At 60.7% G+C, this 18,386-nt stretch carries 14 protein-coding genes; 4 read left to right on the top strand and 10 right to left on the bottom strand.

Translation table 11 applies throughout. From position 1 onward, the window contains the following. Nucleotides 1–11 precede the first annotated feature (11 nt). Nucleotides 12–3,104, bottom strand: a complete 3,093-nt coding sequence (locus tag HY17_RS03955; RefSeq protein ID WP_051599650.1) for a TonB-dependent siderophore receptor — start codon at nt 3,102–3,104, stop codon at nt 12–14. Between the two features lie 382 nt (nt 3,105–3,486). On the opposite strand from HY17_RS03955, the gene HY17_RS03960 reads away from it, so the two are divergent. Further along, on the top strand, nt 3,487–5,535 hold the full coding sequence (locus HY17_RS03960; RefSeq protein WP_051599652.1) for a S9 family peptidase: 2,049 nt from the start codon (nt 3,487–3,489) through the stop codon (nt 5,533–5,535). 101 nt (nt 5,536–5,636) lie between these two features. Here the strand turns inward: HY17_RS03960 and HY17_RS03965 are convergent, their stop codons facing one another. From HY17_RS03965 to HY17_RS04005, 9 genes are all read right to left on the bottom strand, one after another. Then, the gene (locus HY17_RS03965; protein WP_034762913.1) at nt 5,637–6,833 is read right to left on the bottom strand and encodes a hypothetical protein; all 1,197 of its coding nucleotides are present in this window, start codon (nt 6,831–6,833) and stop codon (nt 5,637–5,639) included. Beyond that, complete coding sequence (locus tag HY17_RS19160) at nt 6,830–7,678, bottom strand: hypothetical protein (RefSeq protein ID WP_051599654.1); 849 nt, start codon at nt 7,676–7,678, stop codon at nt 6,830–6,832. The genes HY17_RS03965 and HY17_RS19160 overlap by 4 nt, the downstream gene beginning before the upstream one ends. Before the next feature lie 229 nt (nt 7,679–7,907). Next, on the bottom strand, nt 7,908–8,315 hold the full coding sequence (locus HY17_RS03975; RefSeq protein ID WP_034762914.1) for an ATP synthase F1 subunit epsilon: 408 nt from the start codon (nt 8,313–8,315) through the stop codon (nt 7,908–7,910). A gap of 13 nt (nt 8,316–8,328) precedes the next feature. Continuing rightward, nucleotides 8,329–9,753 (bottom strand): F0F1 ATP synthase subunit beta, encoded by a 1,425-nt coding sequence (gene atpD, locus HY17_RS03980; RefSeq protein WP_034762915.1) that lies wholly within the window; start codon nt 9,751–9,753, stop codon nt 8,329–8,331. A gap of 45 nt (nt 9,754–9,798) precedes the next feature. Beyond that, a complete protein-coding gene (locus HY17_RS03985) occupies nt 9,799–10,677 on the bottom strand; it encodes a F0F1 ATP synthase subunit gamma (protein ID WP_034762916.1) in 879 nt (292 codons plus the stop codon). A gap of 36 nt (nt 10,678–10,713) precedes the next feature. Then, nucleotides 10,714–12,249, bottom strand: a complete 1,536-nt coding sequence (gene atpA / locus HY17_RS03990) for a F0F1 ATP synthase subunit alpha (RefSeq protein WP_034762917.1) — start codon at nt 12,247–12,249, stop codon at nt 10,714–10,716. A 7-nt stretch (nt 12,250–12,256) separates the two neighbouring features. Then, nucleotides 12,257–12,802, bottom strand: coding sequence for an ATP synthase F1 subunit delta (gene atpH, locus HY17_RS03995; RefSeq protein WP_051599656.1), 546 nt, complete (start codon nt 12,800–12,802; stop codon nt 12,257–12,259). A 318-nt stretch (nt 12,803–13,120) separates the two neighbouring features. Continuing rightward, a complete protein-coding gene (locus tag HY17_RS04000; RefSeq protein WP_034762918.1) occupies nt 13,121–15,292 on the bottom strand; it encodes a primosomal protein N' in 2,172 nt (723 codons plus the stop codon). A gap of 45 nt (nt 15,293–15,337) precedes the next feature. Further along, nucleotides 15,338–15,919: a TetR/AcrR family transcriptional regulator gene (locus HY17_RS04005; RefSeq protein WP_034762919.1), complete on the bottom strand. Its 582-nt coding sequence runs from the start codon at nt 15,917–15,919 to the stop codon at nt 15,338–15,340. A gap of 81 nt (nt 15,920–16,000) precedes the next feature. Here HY17_RS04005 and HY17_RS04010 point away from each other — a divergent pair, with 81 nt between their 5' ends. The 3 genes from HY17_RS04010 (at nt 16,001) to HY17_RS04020 (ending at nt 18,367) form a co-directional block, all read left to right on the top strand. Next, nucleotides 16,001–16,414, top strand: coding sequence for a PaaI family thioesterase (locus tag HY17_RS04010; protein WP_034762920.1), 414 nt, complete (start codon nt 16,001–16,003; stop codon nt 16,412–16,414). Between the two features lie 440 nt (nt 16,415–16,854). Then, entirely contained in the window at nt 16,855–17,190 is a 336-nt protein-coding gene (locus HY17_RS04015) for a hypothetical protein (RefSeq protein ID WP_034762921.1), read from the top strand. A 184-nt stretch (nt 17,191–17,374) separates the two neighbouring features. Continuing rightward, on the top strand, nt 17,375–18,367 hold the full coding sequence (locus HY17_RS04020; protein WP_034762923.1) for a MoxR family ATPase: 993 nt from the start codon (nt 17,375–17,377) through the stop codon (nt 18,365–18,367). Nucleotides 18,368–18,386: the final 19 nt, after the last annotated feature.

Consider the following 18,386-nt stretch of genomic DNA (forward strand, 5'->3'; position numbering starts at 1 on the left):
ATTTGGTCTTACTAGAACTTCTTGGTGAAGTTCACGAAGGCGCGACGGCCCAGCCAGTCATACTGGGAGTAGAAGGCCGACGTACCAACCGTATTGTACTCGCCAAGCCCCAGCGTGGTGACTGCCGGCGGATGCTCGTCGAACAGGTTCGACACACCCACACGAACATCAATGTCGTAAGGCAGTTCGCGGCTGAGTGAGACGTTGTGATAGGTCGTCGCTTCAGTTTCCAGTTTGAAGAACACAGGGGTACCGAAATAGGTGCCCGTCGTGCCGCCATAGCTTTTCACGTTGGACGTTTCACCAACGAAGTCCATGCCCCAGAAGAAGGACCACGGGCCTTTGTCGAGAGTGAAGTTCAGCTCACCAACCCATTTCGGGTCGCCAGCTTCACCATTGGTGTCGATCGGAGCACTGTTCGGGAACAGCGAGATCTTGTCCTCGATCTGGAAAGAGTGCTGCGTGTTCACCGACAGCGTACCGAAGGAAAGCTCTTTCGAGTACTCAGCGGAGATATCAATACCCCGGTTCGTCTGTTCCGCGACATTGATGTAGTTGTTCGTGACATCAGTCACCAGGAAGTTGGAGTTCCGGGAGAACAGGTCACACAGAGGCTCGGTCGCAAAGTTGTCCGAGTTGTAGCACCCGAGCAGGATGTTGTTTGCGCCAAGTTGGGTGATCTGGTCCTCGATCGTGATCTCGAAATAGTCGACCGCGACGCGGAAGTCCACGAAATCAGGTGCCCAGACGAGACCAGCGGTGAAGGAGTCCGAAGTCTCGGCTTCCAGCGTACCGGCATTACCCGATGCGAAGACCGTGGCGCTGCTGCCCGAACCATTGTGGGTCGACGGAATTCCGTCAGCGGCACAGTTGTCAGCCAGACGCTGAGAAATGCTGCCGTCGGCCAGGTTGCCGCCCCAGTTGATACAAGGGTCGATCGTCCGCTGGCTTGCGAAGCTGGTCTGCTCTGCCAGGTACAGTTCGAACAGAGCCGGAGCACGGAACGAGGTACCATAGGTCGTACGCAGGCGCACCGACGGAACGATCTGCCAGCCGAGACCGGCCTTGTAGGTCGTATCGGAACCGTAGACGTCCACATCCGTGTAGCGGGCGGAAAGCGACAGTTCGACTGCTTCAGCCAGCGGCAGATCCTTCACGATCGGGATCGCGACTTCGCCGAACACAGCGGTCGTTTCCTTCGATCCCTTCGTAATGCCTGCAGAGCTGGAGCCCCAGGCATTGCCGATCTGGAAGGTTTCAGCCGGCGTATCATTGATACGCTCGTCGATGAAGCTCACACCGAAGCCGCCATTGACCGTACCGGCCGGCAGGGTGAACAGCGGACCATCGATATACGCTTCGAACTGGGTCTGTTCGTACACGGTATTACCCGTTTCACGGCCGAACAGGAACGCGCGGTCCACATCCGAGATGTTACCTGCCAGAAGGTCCGGGCTGTACCAGTCGACGTCAACACAAGGGATGCCGCGAACCGGGGTGACCGGATAAGCCGCACAATTGCCGCCATCGAACCACGCATAAGGCGAGATCGCATCGTCGTAGATCACGTCAGAGGTGTAGTCGCCGTCCGAACGCGAGAATTGCAGGAAGGTATCGTATTCCCAACCCGGCATGAAGCGGAGCTCACCACGTGCACCGGCAACGGCGCTCATGTAATCGACCGTCACGGAGTCGTCAGCATGGTCGGTAATCGCCGTCGGGCTAAGACCGATGAAGCTGAACTCACCTGCCGTTGCCGTGAAGCCGTTGGCCACCAGGCTCGGGCTATTCGTGTAGATATAGCCCAGATAGTTGTACATGTAGTCGTACTGCCAGAACTGGCGGTAGCCGTTCACCTGCGTTTCACGGCGGTTCAGCAGGAACTCGCCATAAAGGGTGTCGCTGTTCGTCAGCTCAAACTCGCCATTCGCATAGAACGTGGCGCGTTCGATTTCCGGAATCATCGACTGCTGGTCCTGGAACGGGTGATCGTAGTTCAGCAGGCCTTCAGACAGAAGTGCTGTCGGACCATAGAACGCATCAGGAGTCGCGCCGGGAAGCGCAAGCTCACCAAGGCCGACCGGGAACCAGTTGGCCGGAACGCCCAGGCCGAAATCGTTCGGTCCCCACGGCGCCAGGCCGTTAGCAGCCAGCGAACCGTCATAGTCATACTGCAGCAGCTGCGGACGCGACTGCCACGGACGACCTACAAAGCCACTGTCGAGATAGTTGTACAGCCAGACATGACCCCAGAGCAGGTCCTGACAGGCAAAATTGCCCGTGCGCGGGTCAATGACGTCGGCACGGCTGCCGTCGCGATTGAACACGTAGGGCTGGCCGCAGCTGAAATAGTCGCGGTCGCCTTGTGCCAGTTCTTCGTTTTTCGTGTAATCCACGGTTGCGAGGATGCGGCCACGGTCCCAGCTCTTGCCCCAGGCGCCGCTGACACGCAGCTGCTCACCGCCGCCCTCTTCCGGCGCGCTGTAGAAGAAGTCGATATCGGAGACATCATCGGTCTTGGTGATGATGTTCACAACACCGGCCACAGCGTCCGAACCGTAGATTGACGAAGCGCCGTCTTTCAGGATTTCGACGCGCTCCACAGCCGACAGCGGAATGGCGTTCAGGTCGAATGCGGACACGCCACCACGGGTACCAGCCGGACCAGCCCGACGGCCGTTGAGCAGCGTCAGCGTACGGTTCGCACCCAGACCGCGCAGCGAGATCGTCTCGGCGCCGATACCACCGCCCTGCACGAAGGCGGACGACGTTGCAGCCGTCACCTGCGGAGAACCTGCAGCAACCGTTGCAGTTTGCAGCAGGCGGCCAACGTCGGCGATACCTTCCAGCGCGGCCGTGTCAGCCGTGATCACGTCCAGCGGCGCGATGCTCGTGAATTCGTTTGCGAGGCGGGAGCCCGTCACGCGCACCTTTTCAAGGCGGGCCTCATCCTCAGCCGGCTCGTCCGCATCAGTCGTGCGAATGACTTCATCTTCGCCCGCCTGATCAGCGTCCTGGGCGTAAGCGCCAAACGCCATACCTGCGCAAAGCGCCGACAATGCTGCTGTACGCAACAGCAGATCACCAGATCCACGTTTTTTCATATTACTTGTTTCCTCAATTGAGCCACAACTTGGTCCAAACGCTGGTGTAGCCACTGGGCGCCCTACACGCCCACGAACGACAAACGCGATCTGCAATTGACGAACGAACCACACCCCCTAGGCGAACATTCTAGGTAAGCCCCAACATTAAAATCAATACATGTGGAACGTTTTTGCCCCTTTTTTTGCAGCGAGCGAAATTTATTTGGGAAGCGTGTCATTTTCCACACAAACTGCAACAAGCCGAAAATGAGGGTTCGCGGGGTATCCCTCATCGGTAGAATTGCTTCTATGCTGAAATCCAGCCCCGCCTCCGCTCGCAAGGTCAAAACGCCCATTGAGCGGAACTCGAATCCAAGCTTGCGAAAGGCTCAATGAACTCATGCCCGGCCGAATCATCTTTCGCCACACCACGAAACCGCTTGCCGCCATTATTGCGGGATTGACCGCACTGGCAGCGCCAGCCGCCTCGCAACCGGTCCCCATCGAGGACATCGCTCGCCTGCCGGCCATTTCCAGCGTCACTGTTTCCACCGACGGAGACACGATGTTCGCCCTCGTCGGCCCCGCGACAGGAGACGATCAGGATCGTTCCGTAATCGCTGCCTGGGACCTCAATGACCTGTCCAAGCCGCCGGTAACCGCCGCGCCAGACGGCAACGATTCCGAATTCATGTTTCTCCGCGCACTGAAAGACGGAAAGGTCCTTACCTATGTGCGTGAACCTTTCACAGGATCTCTTCGGGGATGTTCCGAAGGCAAGCTCATCGGCAGCACCCGGACCTGGGTCAGGAAAACCCTGATCACCGATACGTCATTCAAGAAATTCGATGAGCCTTTCCTGGAAAGTACAGGCGGCAAGGGAACCAGCAAATCCACCGAGACATGTCTTCGCCTGGAAGCGAGAGGCTCCGTCTACTCCCGCCTGCCTCTTGATCAGACCGATATCGTCATCTCCCGGCTGGACGCCAGGACTTTGGATAGCGCCCTCGTCCGCTACAATCTGAACACTGGGCGCAGCGAAATGCTTTTCCAGAACACCTCTACGCGGGAGGCAGGATACATTGACCCGTCCGACGGCGAAGTGATGTCTGCAGCCGGATCGGACAATACGGATGGCACCTACAAACTTCAGGTCTGGGTCAAACCGGAAAAAGGTGCCGAACTTGAGCGCCAGGAAGAGCTGGAAGTCGATCTCGTCAAACGCCAGGAACTGGACATTATCCACTGGGACGAAGAGAACGGCCGCTATTTTGTCCTGACCAACAAGTTCTCCGACAAGAAAGCGATCTATGGATACGATCCCGTCGCGCGGAAATATAGCGAAGCCCCCCTGTTTGCGAACCCGGACTTCGATGCCTCAGGCGTGGTCACATCCCAGGCTCCCAGCCGATTCGGGAGAATTCTTGGTTTCACTTACGATGCGGATGTCAGAAAGACGCTCTGGGTGGATCCTGAAGTCGGCGGTCTGATGCTCGGCATCGAGAAAAGCTTCGAGAACGAACATGTCTCGCCGATCTATATATCCGACGACTTCAACAAGGTGGTCTTCTCTACCGAAAGCTCGAGCCAGCCACCCCGTTATTTCATGCTGAAGGACAAGTCCCAGCTGCAACTCATCGGGTCCGAAAGGCCATGGATCGACACCGCCTCCATCGGCGACAGCAAGCTGACTTACTATGAAGCACGAGACGGCCGCACATTGCCGGCGATTTTGACCCCGAGGGCCGGTTGGCAGCCGGGTGACGCGCCCGGCAAGGCCGTGGTGCTGCCGCATGGAGGCCCATGGTCACGTGATTACGGTGGCTGGGATTCCAGCGGCTGGGTCCCTTTCCTGACATCGCGCGGCTTTTCGGTAATCCAGCCGCAATTCCGTGGCAGCACCGGCTGGGGGCTGGACCTCTGGCTCGCGGGCGACGCGCAGTTCGGATACAAGGCCCAGGACGATAATGAGGATGCTGCGGCCTGGCTGGCCGATGAAGGATATGCGGATCCGAACCAGGTCGTCATCTTCGGCTACTCATACGGAGGCTACGCCGCGATGGCTGCGACCACGCGGGCCGATTCTCCCTTCCAGTGCGCCATCGCTGGCGCTGGCTATGCGGAGTCCGCCAAGATCAACAACGGTCTGGACCGCAGCCGTTTCGGACGGATGGCATATGCAAACGCCCTGTCAGGCCGTGATGTGATCAAGGATGTGGAGAATGCCGAAATTCCGGTGCTGGTATTCCATGGCGACAGGGACGTCCGTGTGCCGAACGAATATGGCAAGGCCTTCTATGACGCCGTGAAAAAACACACCAGGGCAAAATATGTCAGCATCCCCGACATGCCGCACAGCCTGCCCTGGACGCCTGACCAGCAACGTGCCAGCCTCGGTGCCATCGAGTCCTTCCTGGCCAGCGAATGCGGATTGGACAGCAGCCGCTAAGCCGCAATCGTGGAATGCTCCAAACAGACAGGGCCGCCGAGTGATCGGCGGCCCTCGCTCTTTTACGGGCTAGCGTGCACCGGCCCCGCTCTGACGTTCAGCTAGTCGAGGCACTTCATGATCGTCGCATGCCAATGATCGGCATCCTCTCTGTCCGCGCCCAGGACAAATCCCGTGACGACCGATGCTGATGGAACGGACGGCATTTCGCGTCCATCGATTGCGCGGAAAATGACAACGCGCCCGGAATCGATATGCCTGCGCAATGCGCGTTCTGCGCCCCTGATATCCAGATCAGAATTCACATTCAGCGAACGGCTCGCGCGAAACCCGCCACGTTTTGCCGCCGCAGCGTGGAACGAGGCTTGTTGAGTAGATCCCTGCGGCCGGAAATTGGGATCGAAGACGACGAACCGTCCATCGGCGGACACGCCGATGTCCATTCCAGCCGGACCTCTGAATCCCATCGTCCTTGCATTTTCGCCGACAGTAAGAGCCACCTTCACGCCTTCCTTTGGGAAGGGGTGGTCGTCATCGATCACACTGCCGCTCTGACGCGCGGGAGAAGAGAAGAGTTGCTCAGCCGCTCCGAGATACCGCACGCCGGTCTCATCGATTGACAAGCTGATACACCAGCATCCAATCACGGGGACCGCTTCTTCCACGATGAGTTCGTCACTCACCCCGAGGGATTTGAAGAACTCCCAGGCGTCCTCCACGTCGGCCTGTGTCTCGCAATACCGCACCGCGTACCCCATGCCGGTTGGCATGTCGCCGCCCGCCTTGAGATAACAGGGGGTCGAAATAGTCGGTGCCGATTTTGTATTGATACTGATAATTGCCCGCTCGGCCAGATACTCGCTTGGCACAATCAGCGGAAGGTTCCGCTTGGAATTCAGTTTACGCCACAGGCGAGGTGCGACGAGGTTCGCAGTCTCCCGATAGCAGCCTTTCTGTGGAGGATAGGGCCATGCGAGCTTGTAACCATCGCGTATCAGGCTTTTCGCATGCCTGTATGCCTCTTCCGGCTCGCTAAAGGTGCGCATGTCTTCAGAGACATCAATGCCCGAGCGCGCGATCATTGCCAGGGAGTCTGGCGTCGCGCCACCCTTATGCCGGATGGTCGGCCGCCCGTTCATCAACCCCATCATGGTTGTTGAGACTGTATCGGCCGCACTTTCTGGCACGCCCAGAAACTTCAGCTGCGCAACATCCACGCGCGGCGCAAATGCAACACCAGGCGGCAGAAAGCCATGGCTTCCGGCCGTGGAGACAAGGGGAGATTCCAGAATTTTCATAGGTATGCCTCAATTCCTTCAGACAGCATCCGCACACGTGGCGACTCCGCCGGATCCGAATGGCCGAAAGAAGGTGTCTTGTTCGCATCGAGCAGGAATGCTTTTCCGTCATGCTCGACATAGTCGAACTTTCCGTAGTCAAATTTCATTTCATCGCGAAGCGCGCGCAGGTTCTCAGGAATGTCGGAGAAGAACTCGTGACGCTCGGTCGTGGCCACCTTCACCAGAGGGTCAGTTGCGAGATTGCGATAGGCGTATTCACGGTCGCCGAAGAAGATCCATCCGCGCACGCCATATAATCCATCTTCGGTGCGCTCCGGCAAAAACCTCTCGACAATCAGGCGTTCGTCTTTCCAGACCCAGCCAGGCACGTCGTCCTTGCCTTCCAGGACGGGATACAGACCGGGCGGCAACTGGCGAGCCAGTTTCCAGGAACGATGGGAAAGCCGGCTACGGACCTTGGTACAGAACGATGATATCAGGCCGGCGCGTTCCACCTCGCCGTCTTCCGGACAGCCAAAATGATTCAGGTCTGTTTTCACGATGACCGGTCCATTCCAGTCATCCGCCTCAGTGGTTTGAAGAACAGAAATATGCGTTTTGGATATGTCGAGGACGTTCCCGTTCAGGACAGCAACGCCTTCCGGCGCATTCGCAAGTTCGCTGGGATTCAGCCGCGTCTTGTCGTGATGCAGGATACAGACGTCCGCATGTTCCGAATAAATGTCGTTGCACTCGACCTGAAGGCCTTTTTCGCGCCACAGGCGCATCAACGCCGACAACATGTAATGCTCCGGCATCTGAGGCGTCAGGTTCGAGATGCTGATGAGGGTATCGCTGCGCATTCCGTGACCGCTTCCCAACCTTTCCTAGAAACAGGGACACAGGGATGCATGAATCGGACCGTGTCGGCCCTACCCGGAAGGGAAGCCCGAAATATTCAGCAAAAACAGGAGGCAAGCGGCGGACGCCGCCGCGAAAGCCGTGATTGTCCCACAAAACAAACGGGCCGCTGAACTCGTCAGCGGCCCGTTCTATCTACCGGAATTATCCGGCCTGAATGGAGTTCTGTTCCTAGTGGACCAGAGCAGCCTTCAGGCTCTCGAGATAGTCGTAATGTTCCTGCAGGGTCGCGCGGTTGGAATCGTCCTTGTCGAGCGACTGGATCTTCAGGTGAGTGGCTTCCATCTCGGCCTGAACGTCCTCTGCTTTGACATCATCGAGCATGCGGGCTTCTTCAGCAAGGATGGTGAGGCCGGCCGACGTGATGTCTGCAAAGCCGCCACGCACGAAGATGCGCATCTTGACCGTGTCGCCTTCCAGCACGCGCACCACGCCATTGCGCAGCGTCGTCATGAAGGGCGCATGATTCACCAGCACACCGAACTCGCCGTCCGAACCAGGCGCGATCACATGATCGACCTCTCCGGAGAAGAGCTCTTTCGCGGGCGAAACGAGCGAGAAGTGGAGTTTATCGGCCATCTATCCTGTCCGCTTACGCGTCTGCCATCATCTTGGCGGCCTTGGCTTTGGCGGCTTCGATGTCGCCAACCATGTAGAAGGCCTGTTCCGGCAGGTGGTCATAGTCGCCAGCGATCAGGCCTTTGAAGCCCTTGATCGTGTCTTCCAGTTTGACCTGCACGCCCGGCGAACCGGTGAAGACTTCCGCCACGTCAAACGGCTGCGACAGGAAGCGTTCCACTTTCCGGGCGCGGGCCACGACGAGTTTGTCTTCTTCCGACAGTTCGTCCATGCCGAGGATGGCGATGATGTCCTGCAGCTCTTTGTACTTCTGCAGGATCTCCTGCACGCCGCGAGCAACCGAGTAGTGCTCTTCGCCAACAACCAGGGGGTCGAGGATACGGCTGGTGGAGTCCAGCGGGTCCACGGCCGGGTAGATGCCTTTTTCCGAGATGGCGCGGTTAAGAACCGTCGTCGCATCAAGGTGGGCAAACGAGGTGGCAGGCGCCGGGTCGGTAAGGTCGTCAGCCGGAACGTACACAGCCTGGATCGAGGTGATCGAGCCTTTGTTCGTGGAGGTAATCCGTTCCTGCAGCTGGCCCATGTCGGTGGCCAGCGTCGGCTGATAGCCCACAGCGGACGGGATACGGCCGAGAAGTGCGGACACCTCGGCACCGGCCTGGGTGAAGCGGAAGATGTTGTCCACGAAGAACAGCACGTCCTTGCCTTCCTCATCGCGGAAGTATTCCGCCTGTGTCAGGCCGGTCAGGGCGACGCGGGCACGGGCGCCCGGAGGCTCGTTCATCTGACCGTAGACCAGAGCCACGCGGCTCTCGCCTTCCAAGTTGATAACCTTGGATTCGATCATCTCGTGGTAGAGGTCGTTACCTTCGCGGGTCCGCTCGCCGACACCGGCGAAGACCGAGTAGCCGCCGAACAGTTTTGCGATGTTGTTGATCAGTTCCTGGATGAGAACGGTCTTGCCCACGCCGGCACCGCCGAACAGGCCGATCTTACCGCCTTTTGCGTAGGGGCAGAGCAGGTCGACAACCTTGATACCGGTGACGAGCACTTCGGATTCGGTCGACTGATCGATGAATTCCGGGGCCGGAGCGTGGATCGGGCGATCCATGTCGGAACCGATCGGGCCACGTTCGTCGATCGGCTCGCCGATGACGTTCATGATGCGGCCGAGCGTTTTCGGACCAACCGGAACCGTGATGGCCTTGCCGGTGTCGGCCACCGGGCCGCCGCGGACGAGACCTTCGGTGGAGTCCATGGCGATGGTGCGCACTGTGTTCTCGCCGAGGTGCTGAGCAACTTCCAGCACCAGGCGCGTACCGTTGTTGTCGGTCTCAAGCGCGTTGAGGATAGCCGGCAGCTCGCCATCGAACTCAACGTCGACAACGGCGCCGATGACCTGGGAAATGCGGCCTTTGGCGTTTGCGGGAGTGCTCATGCGGGTCGTCTCCTTTGGAGCGGGTATTCTCTGGGTTCTTGTTCTCTAGAGCGCTTCCGCGCCCGAAATAATCTCGATGAGTTCTTTGGTGATCTGGGCCTGGCGTGCGCGGTTGTACTGCAGTTCCAGCGAGTCGATCATCTCGCCGGCATTGCGGGTCGCGTTATCCATGGCGGTCATCTGGCTGGCGTAGAAACCAGCAGAGCCTTCCAGCATGGCCGACAGGATCTGCGTGTTGATGTAGCGCGGCAGAAGCGCCTCAAGGATCGCATCTTCCGACGGCTCATAACGGTAGATCGCATTGCCCAGATCGATGGTCTCGGCATCGGCAGGGGCCGCGGCCGGGATCAGTTGCTGCGCGGTCGGAACCTGGCTCAGCACGTTCTTGAACTGCGAATAGATCAGTGTCGCGACATCGAACTCGCCATCCTCGAACCGGGCGGTGAGGTTCTTGCCGAGGGCAATTGCCGGCTCGGCAAAGTCGTCACTCTTCACGGAAGACATGTCGACGTGTCCGATGAACAGGTCTGCGAAGTCGCGCTTCAGCTGCTCCCGGCCCTTCTTGCCAACGGTCAGCACCTTTACCGTTTTGCCTTCGCTCTGCAGCGCGGAAATCGTCTGCTTTGCGAGTTTGGCGGTATAGGTGTTGAAGCCACCGGCGAGGCCGCGCTCTGCGGTCATGACGACAACCAGATGTGTCTGATCGCTGCCGGTTCCGGCGAGCAGTTTCGGTCCGCCAGCGCCGGCAGATGCCGACAGGTTGGCGAGAACCGCAGCCATGCGTTCGGCGTACGGGCGGGCAGCCGTCGCGGCGTCTTGCGCGCGCTTCAGCTTCGCCGCGGCCACCATTTGCATGGCCTTGGTGATCTTCTGCGTGGATTTCACGCTTGAGATCCGGTTTTTCAGGTCCTTCAGGCTGGGCATGTCAGGCCTTCCAGTTGGTGCTCAGTCGTCCGGGGCTCAGGCAAACTTCGAAGTGAAGTCGTCCAGAGCCTTCTTGATTTCAGCTTCAATCTCGTCGGTGAGGGCTTTCTCAGCGGCGATCTTGGCCAGCAGGTCTTTGTTCGCACCGCGAAGGTGAGCCAGAAGCTCTTTCTCGTAGCGCGTCACGTCTTTCAGTTCGACCTTGTCGAGGTAACCACGCGTACCGGCGTAGATCACGCAGACCTGCTCTTCCATCAGCAGCGGCGAGTACTGCGGCTGCTTCAGGAGTTCGGTCAGGCGCGCACCGCGGTTCAGCAGGCGCTGGGTCGCAGCGTCGAGGTCGGAACCGAATTTCGCGAAGGCGGCCATCTCGCGGTACTGGGCGAGTTCGCCCTTCATGGAGCCGGCTACCTTTTTCATCGCTTTCGTCTGGGCAGCAGAGCCCACGCGCGACACCGACAGACCAACGTTCACGGCCGGGCGGATACCCTGGTAGAACAGGTCCGTCTCGAGGAAGATCTGGCCGTCGGTGATCGAGATCACGTTCGTCGGGATGTAGGCCGACACGTCGTTGGCCTGGGTTTCGATGATCGGCAGGGCCGTCAGCGAGCCGCCACCATTGTCGTCGTTCAGCTTGGCAGCGCGCTCCAGAAGGCGCGAGTGCAGGTAGAACACGTCACCCGGATAGGCTTCGCGGCCCGGAGGACGGCGCAGCAGCAGGGACATCTGACGATACGCAACAGCCTGCTTGGAAAGGTCATCATAGATGATCAGGGCGTGCATGCCGTTGTCGCGGAACCACTCCCCCATGGCGCAGCCGGTAAATGGCGCAAGATATTGAAGCGGGGCCGGTTCGGAAGCCGTCGCAGCCACGACGATGGTGTAGTCAAGCGCACCGCGCTCTTCGAGCGTCTTGACCACCTGCGCCACAGTGGAGCGCTTCTGGCCAATTGCGACGTAGACGCAAAACAGCTTTTCGCTGTCGTCCTTGGCCGCCTCATTGGTCGCTTTCTGGTTCAGGATGGTGTCCACACAGATCGCGGTTTTCCCGGTCTGGCGGTCACCGATGACAAGTTCGCGTTGCCCGCGGCCGACCGGGATCATCCCGTCAATGGCCTTCAGGCCGGTCATCATCGGCTCGTCCACCGACTTACGTGGAATGATACCCGGCGCTTTCACGTCCACACGCTCACGCGCAGCGACGTTTTCCAGAGCACCCTTGCCATCAATCGGATTACCGAGCGCATCCACGACGCGGCCGAGCAATGCCTTGCCGACCGGAGCCGAAACGATTTCATCAAGGCGCTTGACGGTATCGCCTTCCTTGATTTCGCGGTCGTCACCGAAGATCACGACGCCGACATTGTCATTCTCGAGGTTCAGCGCCATGCCCTTGATGCCGCCGTCGAATTCGACCATTTCGCCGGCCTGGACGCTGTCCAGACCGTAGATGCGGGCGATACCGTCGCCCACTGACAGAACCTGACCGACATCCGAGACTTCGGCTTCAACGCCGAAATTCTCGATCTGCGACTTCAGGATGCCCGAAATTTCTGCTGCTGAGATATCCATCGAGCGACTAAGCTCCCTTCATGGCGGTGTTCATGCGTTCCAGTTTGGCGGCAAGGCTTGCGTCAACGAGTTGGGACCCGATGCGCAGCTGGATGCCGCCGATGAGCGAGGCGTCAACCTCGCTGGTAAGTTCCACCTCGCCGCCAACGGCCTTGGCGAGGATTGATTCGATGCGCTGGCGCTCGGCGCCGGTCATTTCCTTGGCGGTGCGCACAATGGCGCGCTTCACACCGCGCTGTTTCGCGTAAAGTTCGTCAAAAGCAATCGCGGCGCCCTGAATGTCGCCCGAACGGCCGTTCTGCGCCATGGTGCCGACGAATTTGCCAAACAGGCCGGAAAGGCCTGCCTTCGCTGTCACCTCGCCCAGCGCCTTCACCTTGTCTTCACGGGAGAAAGCCGGCGAATCCAGCAGAAGCGCCAGGTCTTCAGAGCCATTCACCATTTCGGCGAAGGCTTTGAAATCCTTATAGACATTGGCGAGTTCGCCTTTGTCCTGCGCGAGTTCGAAGAGCGCACTCGCATAACGGCGTGCAGCTTCGTTCGCATGTGTCATCTTTGATCCAGCCAAGGGTCTATCGTCCATGTTCAGGTGGGCGGTCTGGCCCGAAAACAGCAAACAGGGCTGCGTGCGAAATGCCCGCGCCCATGAAAACTGTGCGCCGCTTAGCATCAGTCATCTGACCTGACAACACAGGCATGGCGCCAATGTCTGCGGCGAAATGACAATTATGACAACATGCCCCTAAAGCCCCGCAGTCTTTGGCTTTCCGGGACCAACCGGCTTTGCCCTCCGGCATCCTGAGGAACACGCCGAAACGGTACCTTCTGCGGCTCGGCCGCTGAGGCCGTCCCCCTACCGATTCTCGGCCGGCTAGAGGAAGGAATAAGGGTCGATGTCCACCGACATACGCACGGGTGTCGGCAGCTTAATCTTCGCCAGCCACGCCGTCATATAGGCCGACAGGTCCACATTGCGGGGGGACTTCACCAGGAATCGCCGGCGGTGGCGTCCGCGCAGTACCGTAATCGGCGCCGGGGCCGGTCCGAACAGCTCAATTCCCTGCCCGTTCGGCGCAAGAGCCGCAACGTCCCGCGCGGCCTGGTCAACCATCTCCGCAGACGGCGCCGACAGAATGACTGCCGCGAGCCGTCCGAATGGCGGCAGGCCGAGCTCCGCCCGCACATCTCGCTCGATCTGCAGGAAGCCGTCCCGGTCGCCGTCGGCCAGCGCCAGCATGGCCGGATTGTCCGGTGCATAGGTCTGCACCAGCGCGCGGCCCGGCCGTTCGGCCCGGCCGGCCCGGCCGGCAACCTGGCTCAGCAGCTGGTAGGTCCGCTCACCTGCGCGCAGGTCCCCGCCCTTCATGCCGCTGTCGGCGTCCACAACACCCACAAGCGTGAGGTTCGGGAAGTTATGTCCCTTGGCCACGATCTGCGTGCCGATCAGGACATCGATCTCGCCTTGCTCCATCCGTTCGACGATGCCGCGCGTGGCCTCCCCGCCCTGCGCCGTATCGGACGAGAAGATCTCGATCCGCGCCTCCGGCATCAGTACGCGCACTTCCTCGGCCACACGTTCCACGCCAGGGCCGACGCCCATCAGCGAATCGACCGCCCCACAGTGCGGGCACATCTGCGGCTTCAGGATGGAATAGCCCGTGACGTGGCAGACGAGCCGATTGGTGTAGCGGTGCTCGGTCAGCCAGTTCTCGGTGCCCGGCGTCTTCAGCCGCTCCCCGCACGCCTTGCAGATGACCAGCGGCGCATAGCCCCGGCGGTTCAGGAACAGCAGCGTCTGCTCCCCTGCCTCCAGCGTCACGCGCATCTCGTGCACCAGCCGGGACGACAGCCACATGCCCTTGCCCGGCGGATCTGACCGCAGGTCCACCAGCTCCACGTCCGGCAGCCGCGCAGAGCCCGGCCTCGCCGACAGTTTCAGCCGCGTGTAGCGCCCCATCTCGGCATTTACGATCGTCTCCAGCGCCGGGGTCGCCGAGGCCAGCACCACGACCGCCTCCTCCAGCTTGCCCCGCATCACGGACATGTCGCGCGCATGATAGGTTACGCCGTCTTCCTGCTTGAAACTGCCATCATGCTCTTCATCCACGATAATCAGTTTCAGCTTCTGGAAAGGCAGGAACAGGGCCGAGCGGGCCCCGATCACGATCCGGGCGCGGCCGTGCGCCGTCTCGCGCCAGGTGCGCCGGCGTTCCTTGTCCGACAGGCCGGAATGCCAGGGCGCAGGCGGCGCGCCAAACCGCGCGGTGAAGCGCGACAGGATCGCCTGTGTCAGCGCGATCTCCGGCAGCAGGACCAGAACCTGCGCTTCCGGATCGGCCTTCAGCGCCTGGGCAATCGCCTCGAAATAGACCTCCGTCTTACCGGAGCCGGTGACGCCGTCGATCAGGAAAGTGTGGAACGTATTCTCGCGGACCGCCGCGCGCAGTTCTTCTGCCGCCTCCGCCTGCTCCGCTGTCAGGGTCGCGCCCGTCAGGTCCGGGTTCACAGGTGGGAACGGCGGGTCCGTCGGCACGTCGATCGCCTGCAGCGCGTCTGCTTCGGCGAGGCCCCGCACCACGCCGGACGATACACCTGCCGCCTCTGCGATCTGCGCCGCCGTCATGGGCGCGTCTGCCGCCTCCATGACATCCAGTACTTTCGCGCGCGCATCCGTCATGCGCGGCGGTGTCTTGCCGGTAGCCGTGAACACCGTCTCCGTCGGTGACGGCAGCAGGCCCGCCCGCGCCCTCAGCGCCATGGAGAGCAAATGCCCCGGATGGCTGACAGTGTAGCGTGCCGCGAAGGCCAGAAAGTCCCGCATCGCCCTGGTCATCGGCGGCGTTGGGTAGACCTCCGACACGACCTTCAACGTGCGCCCTTCAGCCGCCTCATCCCCCAGCATTTCGACGACAATGCCCAGTCGCTCATACTTGCCGAGCGGCGCGGCGACATAGCTCCCTTCCACCACGTCCAGATCGTCCGGCACCGCATAGTCAAACGGCTCCGGCAAGGGCATGGGAAAGAGAATCCGTGCGACGGGCATGGCCCAAGGCTTAGCCCCTCAGCCTGCCTCCGTCACGCCGCGCCTTCAGCGCTGCTGGGCGGCAGCATAAAGCGCGCCAAACTCCTCAGCGACCAGCCGCAACGGCGCTTCATCCCCGCTGACCCGGCACTGGATCAGCGCCCCCTCAAGCGCCGCGATTGTGAACCGGGCAAGGCGTTCGGCACGGGGCTGCGCGATCCCGGCAGATACGGCGGAGTCCGCCAGCACACTGGCCCAGTCTGCAAATGCCGCAGCCCCCGCCTCGCGGATCGCTTCATGCTCCGGCACGGTTTCCAGCAGGGTCGTCGTAATCGGACAGCCGTCCCGATAGTCCGAGGCGGCCATCCACCCGGCCAGCATGTCGAAATAGCGTTCAATCAGGTCGCCGGGCCCGGCCGTCTTCTCAGCCAGCTCTTTCAGCGTGCGCGTCACGGTCTTGCCGGCCAGGCGAACCGCCTCTGCCCCGATTTCGGCCTTGCCGCCCGGAAAGTAGTGATACAGCGACCCCTTGGGCGCGCCGCTCTCCGCCAGGATCTCGGCAAGCCCGGTCGCCGCGTATCCCTTCTGACGGAACAATCTCACCGACGTGGCCAGAAGCGTTTCCCGATGTTTCGCAGCAGCCGCCATCCCGCTCTCCAAAATTATATAGACTGGTCTACATGATTTCGATACACCTCGATCCGTTAACAGGCAATGAGGAGACGGCAGATGGCGGACAACATTCCGGAGGGGTTCGCCCCGCACTTCAGGAAGAGCGGCCTGACCGACCCGTGGGAGCCGCTCTATTCACGCAATACCGGCGAGGCGATCCGGATCGGCCTGCGCGCCGGCCAGGCCCACGCCAATTCGCGCGGCTTCGTCCATGGCGCACTGATCTCCGCCCTGGCTGACAATGCGATGGGGCTCAGCTGCGGCCTGTCTCTCATCGGCATTTCCGGGCTCGTCACGGTGGGCCTGTCATTGGACTTTCTGTCCACGGCCCGCCTCGGCCAGTGGCTGGAAATCCGCCCCACCGTCCTCAGAACGGGAAAGAATTTGTCCTTCTGCACGGCGACGATCCATGCGGACGAAACCCTCTGCGCCCGGGCCAACGCAACCTTCCGCGCGCTCCAGGCGGCATGATCCGTCAAAGTCCGGCATAGTCCGCTATCGTCATGACAGGTCATGCCTGCTCATGACCGGGTCATTTATCGTGCCCCGCCGGTCATGGCTGGACCGGTTCATCGCGGGGACATGCCCTTCAAACCAGCAAAGTCGGGTGAGCTCAGCAGAGCGATACCCACCACCCAATGCCGGGAAGCGTTACACAGCGCGCGGAAAACCGGCCACTCTATCCTCCCGGATAGCCTCCCATGCCAGTCTGCCTGCCATCACAGACCGCACCGATTTCTTCTCTCAGGCGTTCCACACGATTGCCCGCGCGATTGCCGAGGCGGGCGTGAATGTGGACCTGTTCAAGACGCCTGAGACGATTGCAAAATCCGTAAACCGGCGCGTGCGGGGCGGAGCTGAAGCGGCTGGCTGCGCTGCTCCGCCGTCTGATCTTTCTGGCGGCGCTGCAGATGGAACTGGCGCCGCTGACGCCGCGCATCGGCAGCAACTATCACGAACCCAAGAAGGAAGACGCGGAATACCGCTACGTCTTCACCATGGTGACCGCGCAATCAGGTCCATGCCCACATTTCCTGAAAGGGCCGGTGACCTTGCCCACGCGCGGGTCTGTCCCCGCCGCGCCGCTGATCGCGCTGTGGCAGGCCATGCTCGACACGCTGAAGCACCACAAGCGCCGGGCGCAGCGGCTCGCTCGCACGATCCGGCGCTGGCAGGCTACCGGCGAAGCAAGGCCGCACGTGCCGCCGATCCCGAACACGCACTGCATGCCCGCCGCCCTCGTCTAGGGCGGGCTGACCGTGCAGCTGATCGAAGCTGCTGAAACGGTGGCCGGATCCGAACAAGGGCTGAACTTCCCGACAATGAGGTGACGTTACCGGAGCGCGGGCGCGTTTCCGGACAAGGGGCTCGCGGGCGCTTCCCCCGCGATATGGCTTGCCAGTCATGCGCCCCCGCCCTACCCCTGAAAACATGGCTAAAGACCTTTCCACCGGCTACGAGCCGATGACTTCCGTTGACGCAATCACTGCGGGCCTCGAAGGCGTGGGGTACATCTCCACGAAACAGATTTCGACGGCTGTTTTCCTGGCCCATGGCCTGCGCAAGCCGATCCTGATCGAAGGCCCGGCCGGCGTCGGCAAGACAGATCTCGCCGCCTCGCTCTCACGCTGGCTCGACCTGCCGCTCCTGCGCCTGCAATGCTATGAAGGCCTCGACGAGGGCAAGGCGCTTTACGAGTGGAAATATGGTAAGCAGCTGCTCTACACGCAGATCCTGAAAGAGAAGCTGAACGAGGTGATCGGCGATGCCGGTTCGCTGGAAAGCTCGCTCGGCAAACTCTCTTCCTTCGAAGACCTGTTCTTCTCCGAACAATTCCTGGAATCCCGCCCTCTGCTGACGGCGATGAAACAGGAAGTCGGATCGATCCTGCTGATCGATGAGATCGACAAGTCGGACGAGGAGTTCGAGGCCTTCCTTCTCGAAGTCCTCTCGGACTATCAGGTCACCGTGCCGGAGATCGGAACGATTGCCGCCAATGTGCCGCCACTGGTTATTCTGACCTCGAACAATGTGCGCGAACTTGGCGACGCCCTGAAGCGCCGCTGCCTCCACCTGCATATCGGCTTCCCCGATCATGCCCGCGAACGCCGCATTGTCCGCGCCCGCGTCGAAGGCCTCGAGGAGTCGCTGCTCGACCAGATGGTCTCCTTCGTCCAGTCGGTGCGCGATGTCGACATCAAGAAACGCCCTTCCATTGCCGAAACGGTCGACTGGGCGAAAACTCTGCTCCTGCTGCACGCAACGGCGCTGGACGAAACCTTCGTCCGCGACACGCTGAATGTGTTGCTGAAGCATGAAAGCGACATCGCCGTGATCGGTCCGGAAGTGCCTAAAATGCTGCGCGAAGCTGCCGCACAGAAACCCGGCAACCGCACGGCATCCGGCTATCCGAACCTTGGATGACAAAGGGGCACTGACGGGT

It is taken from the genome of Hyphomonas sp. CY54-11-8 (assembly GCF_000682735.1).
In the GTDB taxonomy this organism is placed as follows: domain Bacteria; phylum Pseudomonadota; class Alphaproteobacteria; order Caulobacterales; family Hyphomonadaceae; genus Hyphomonas.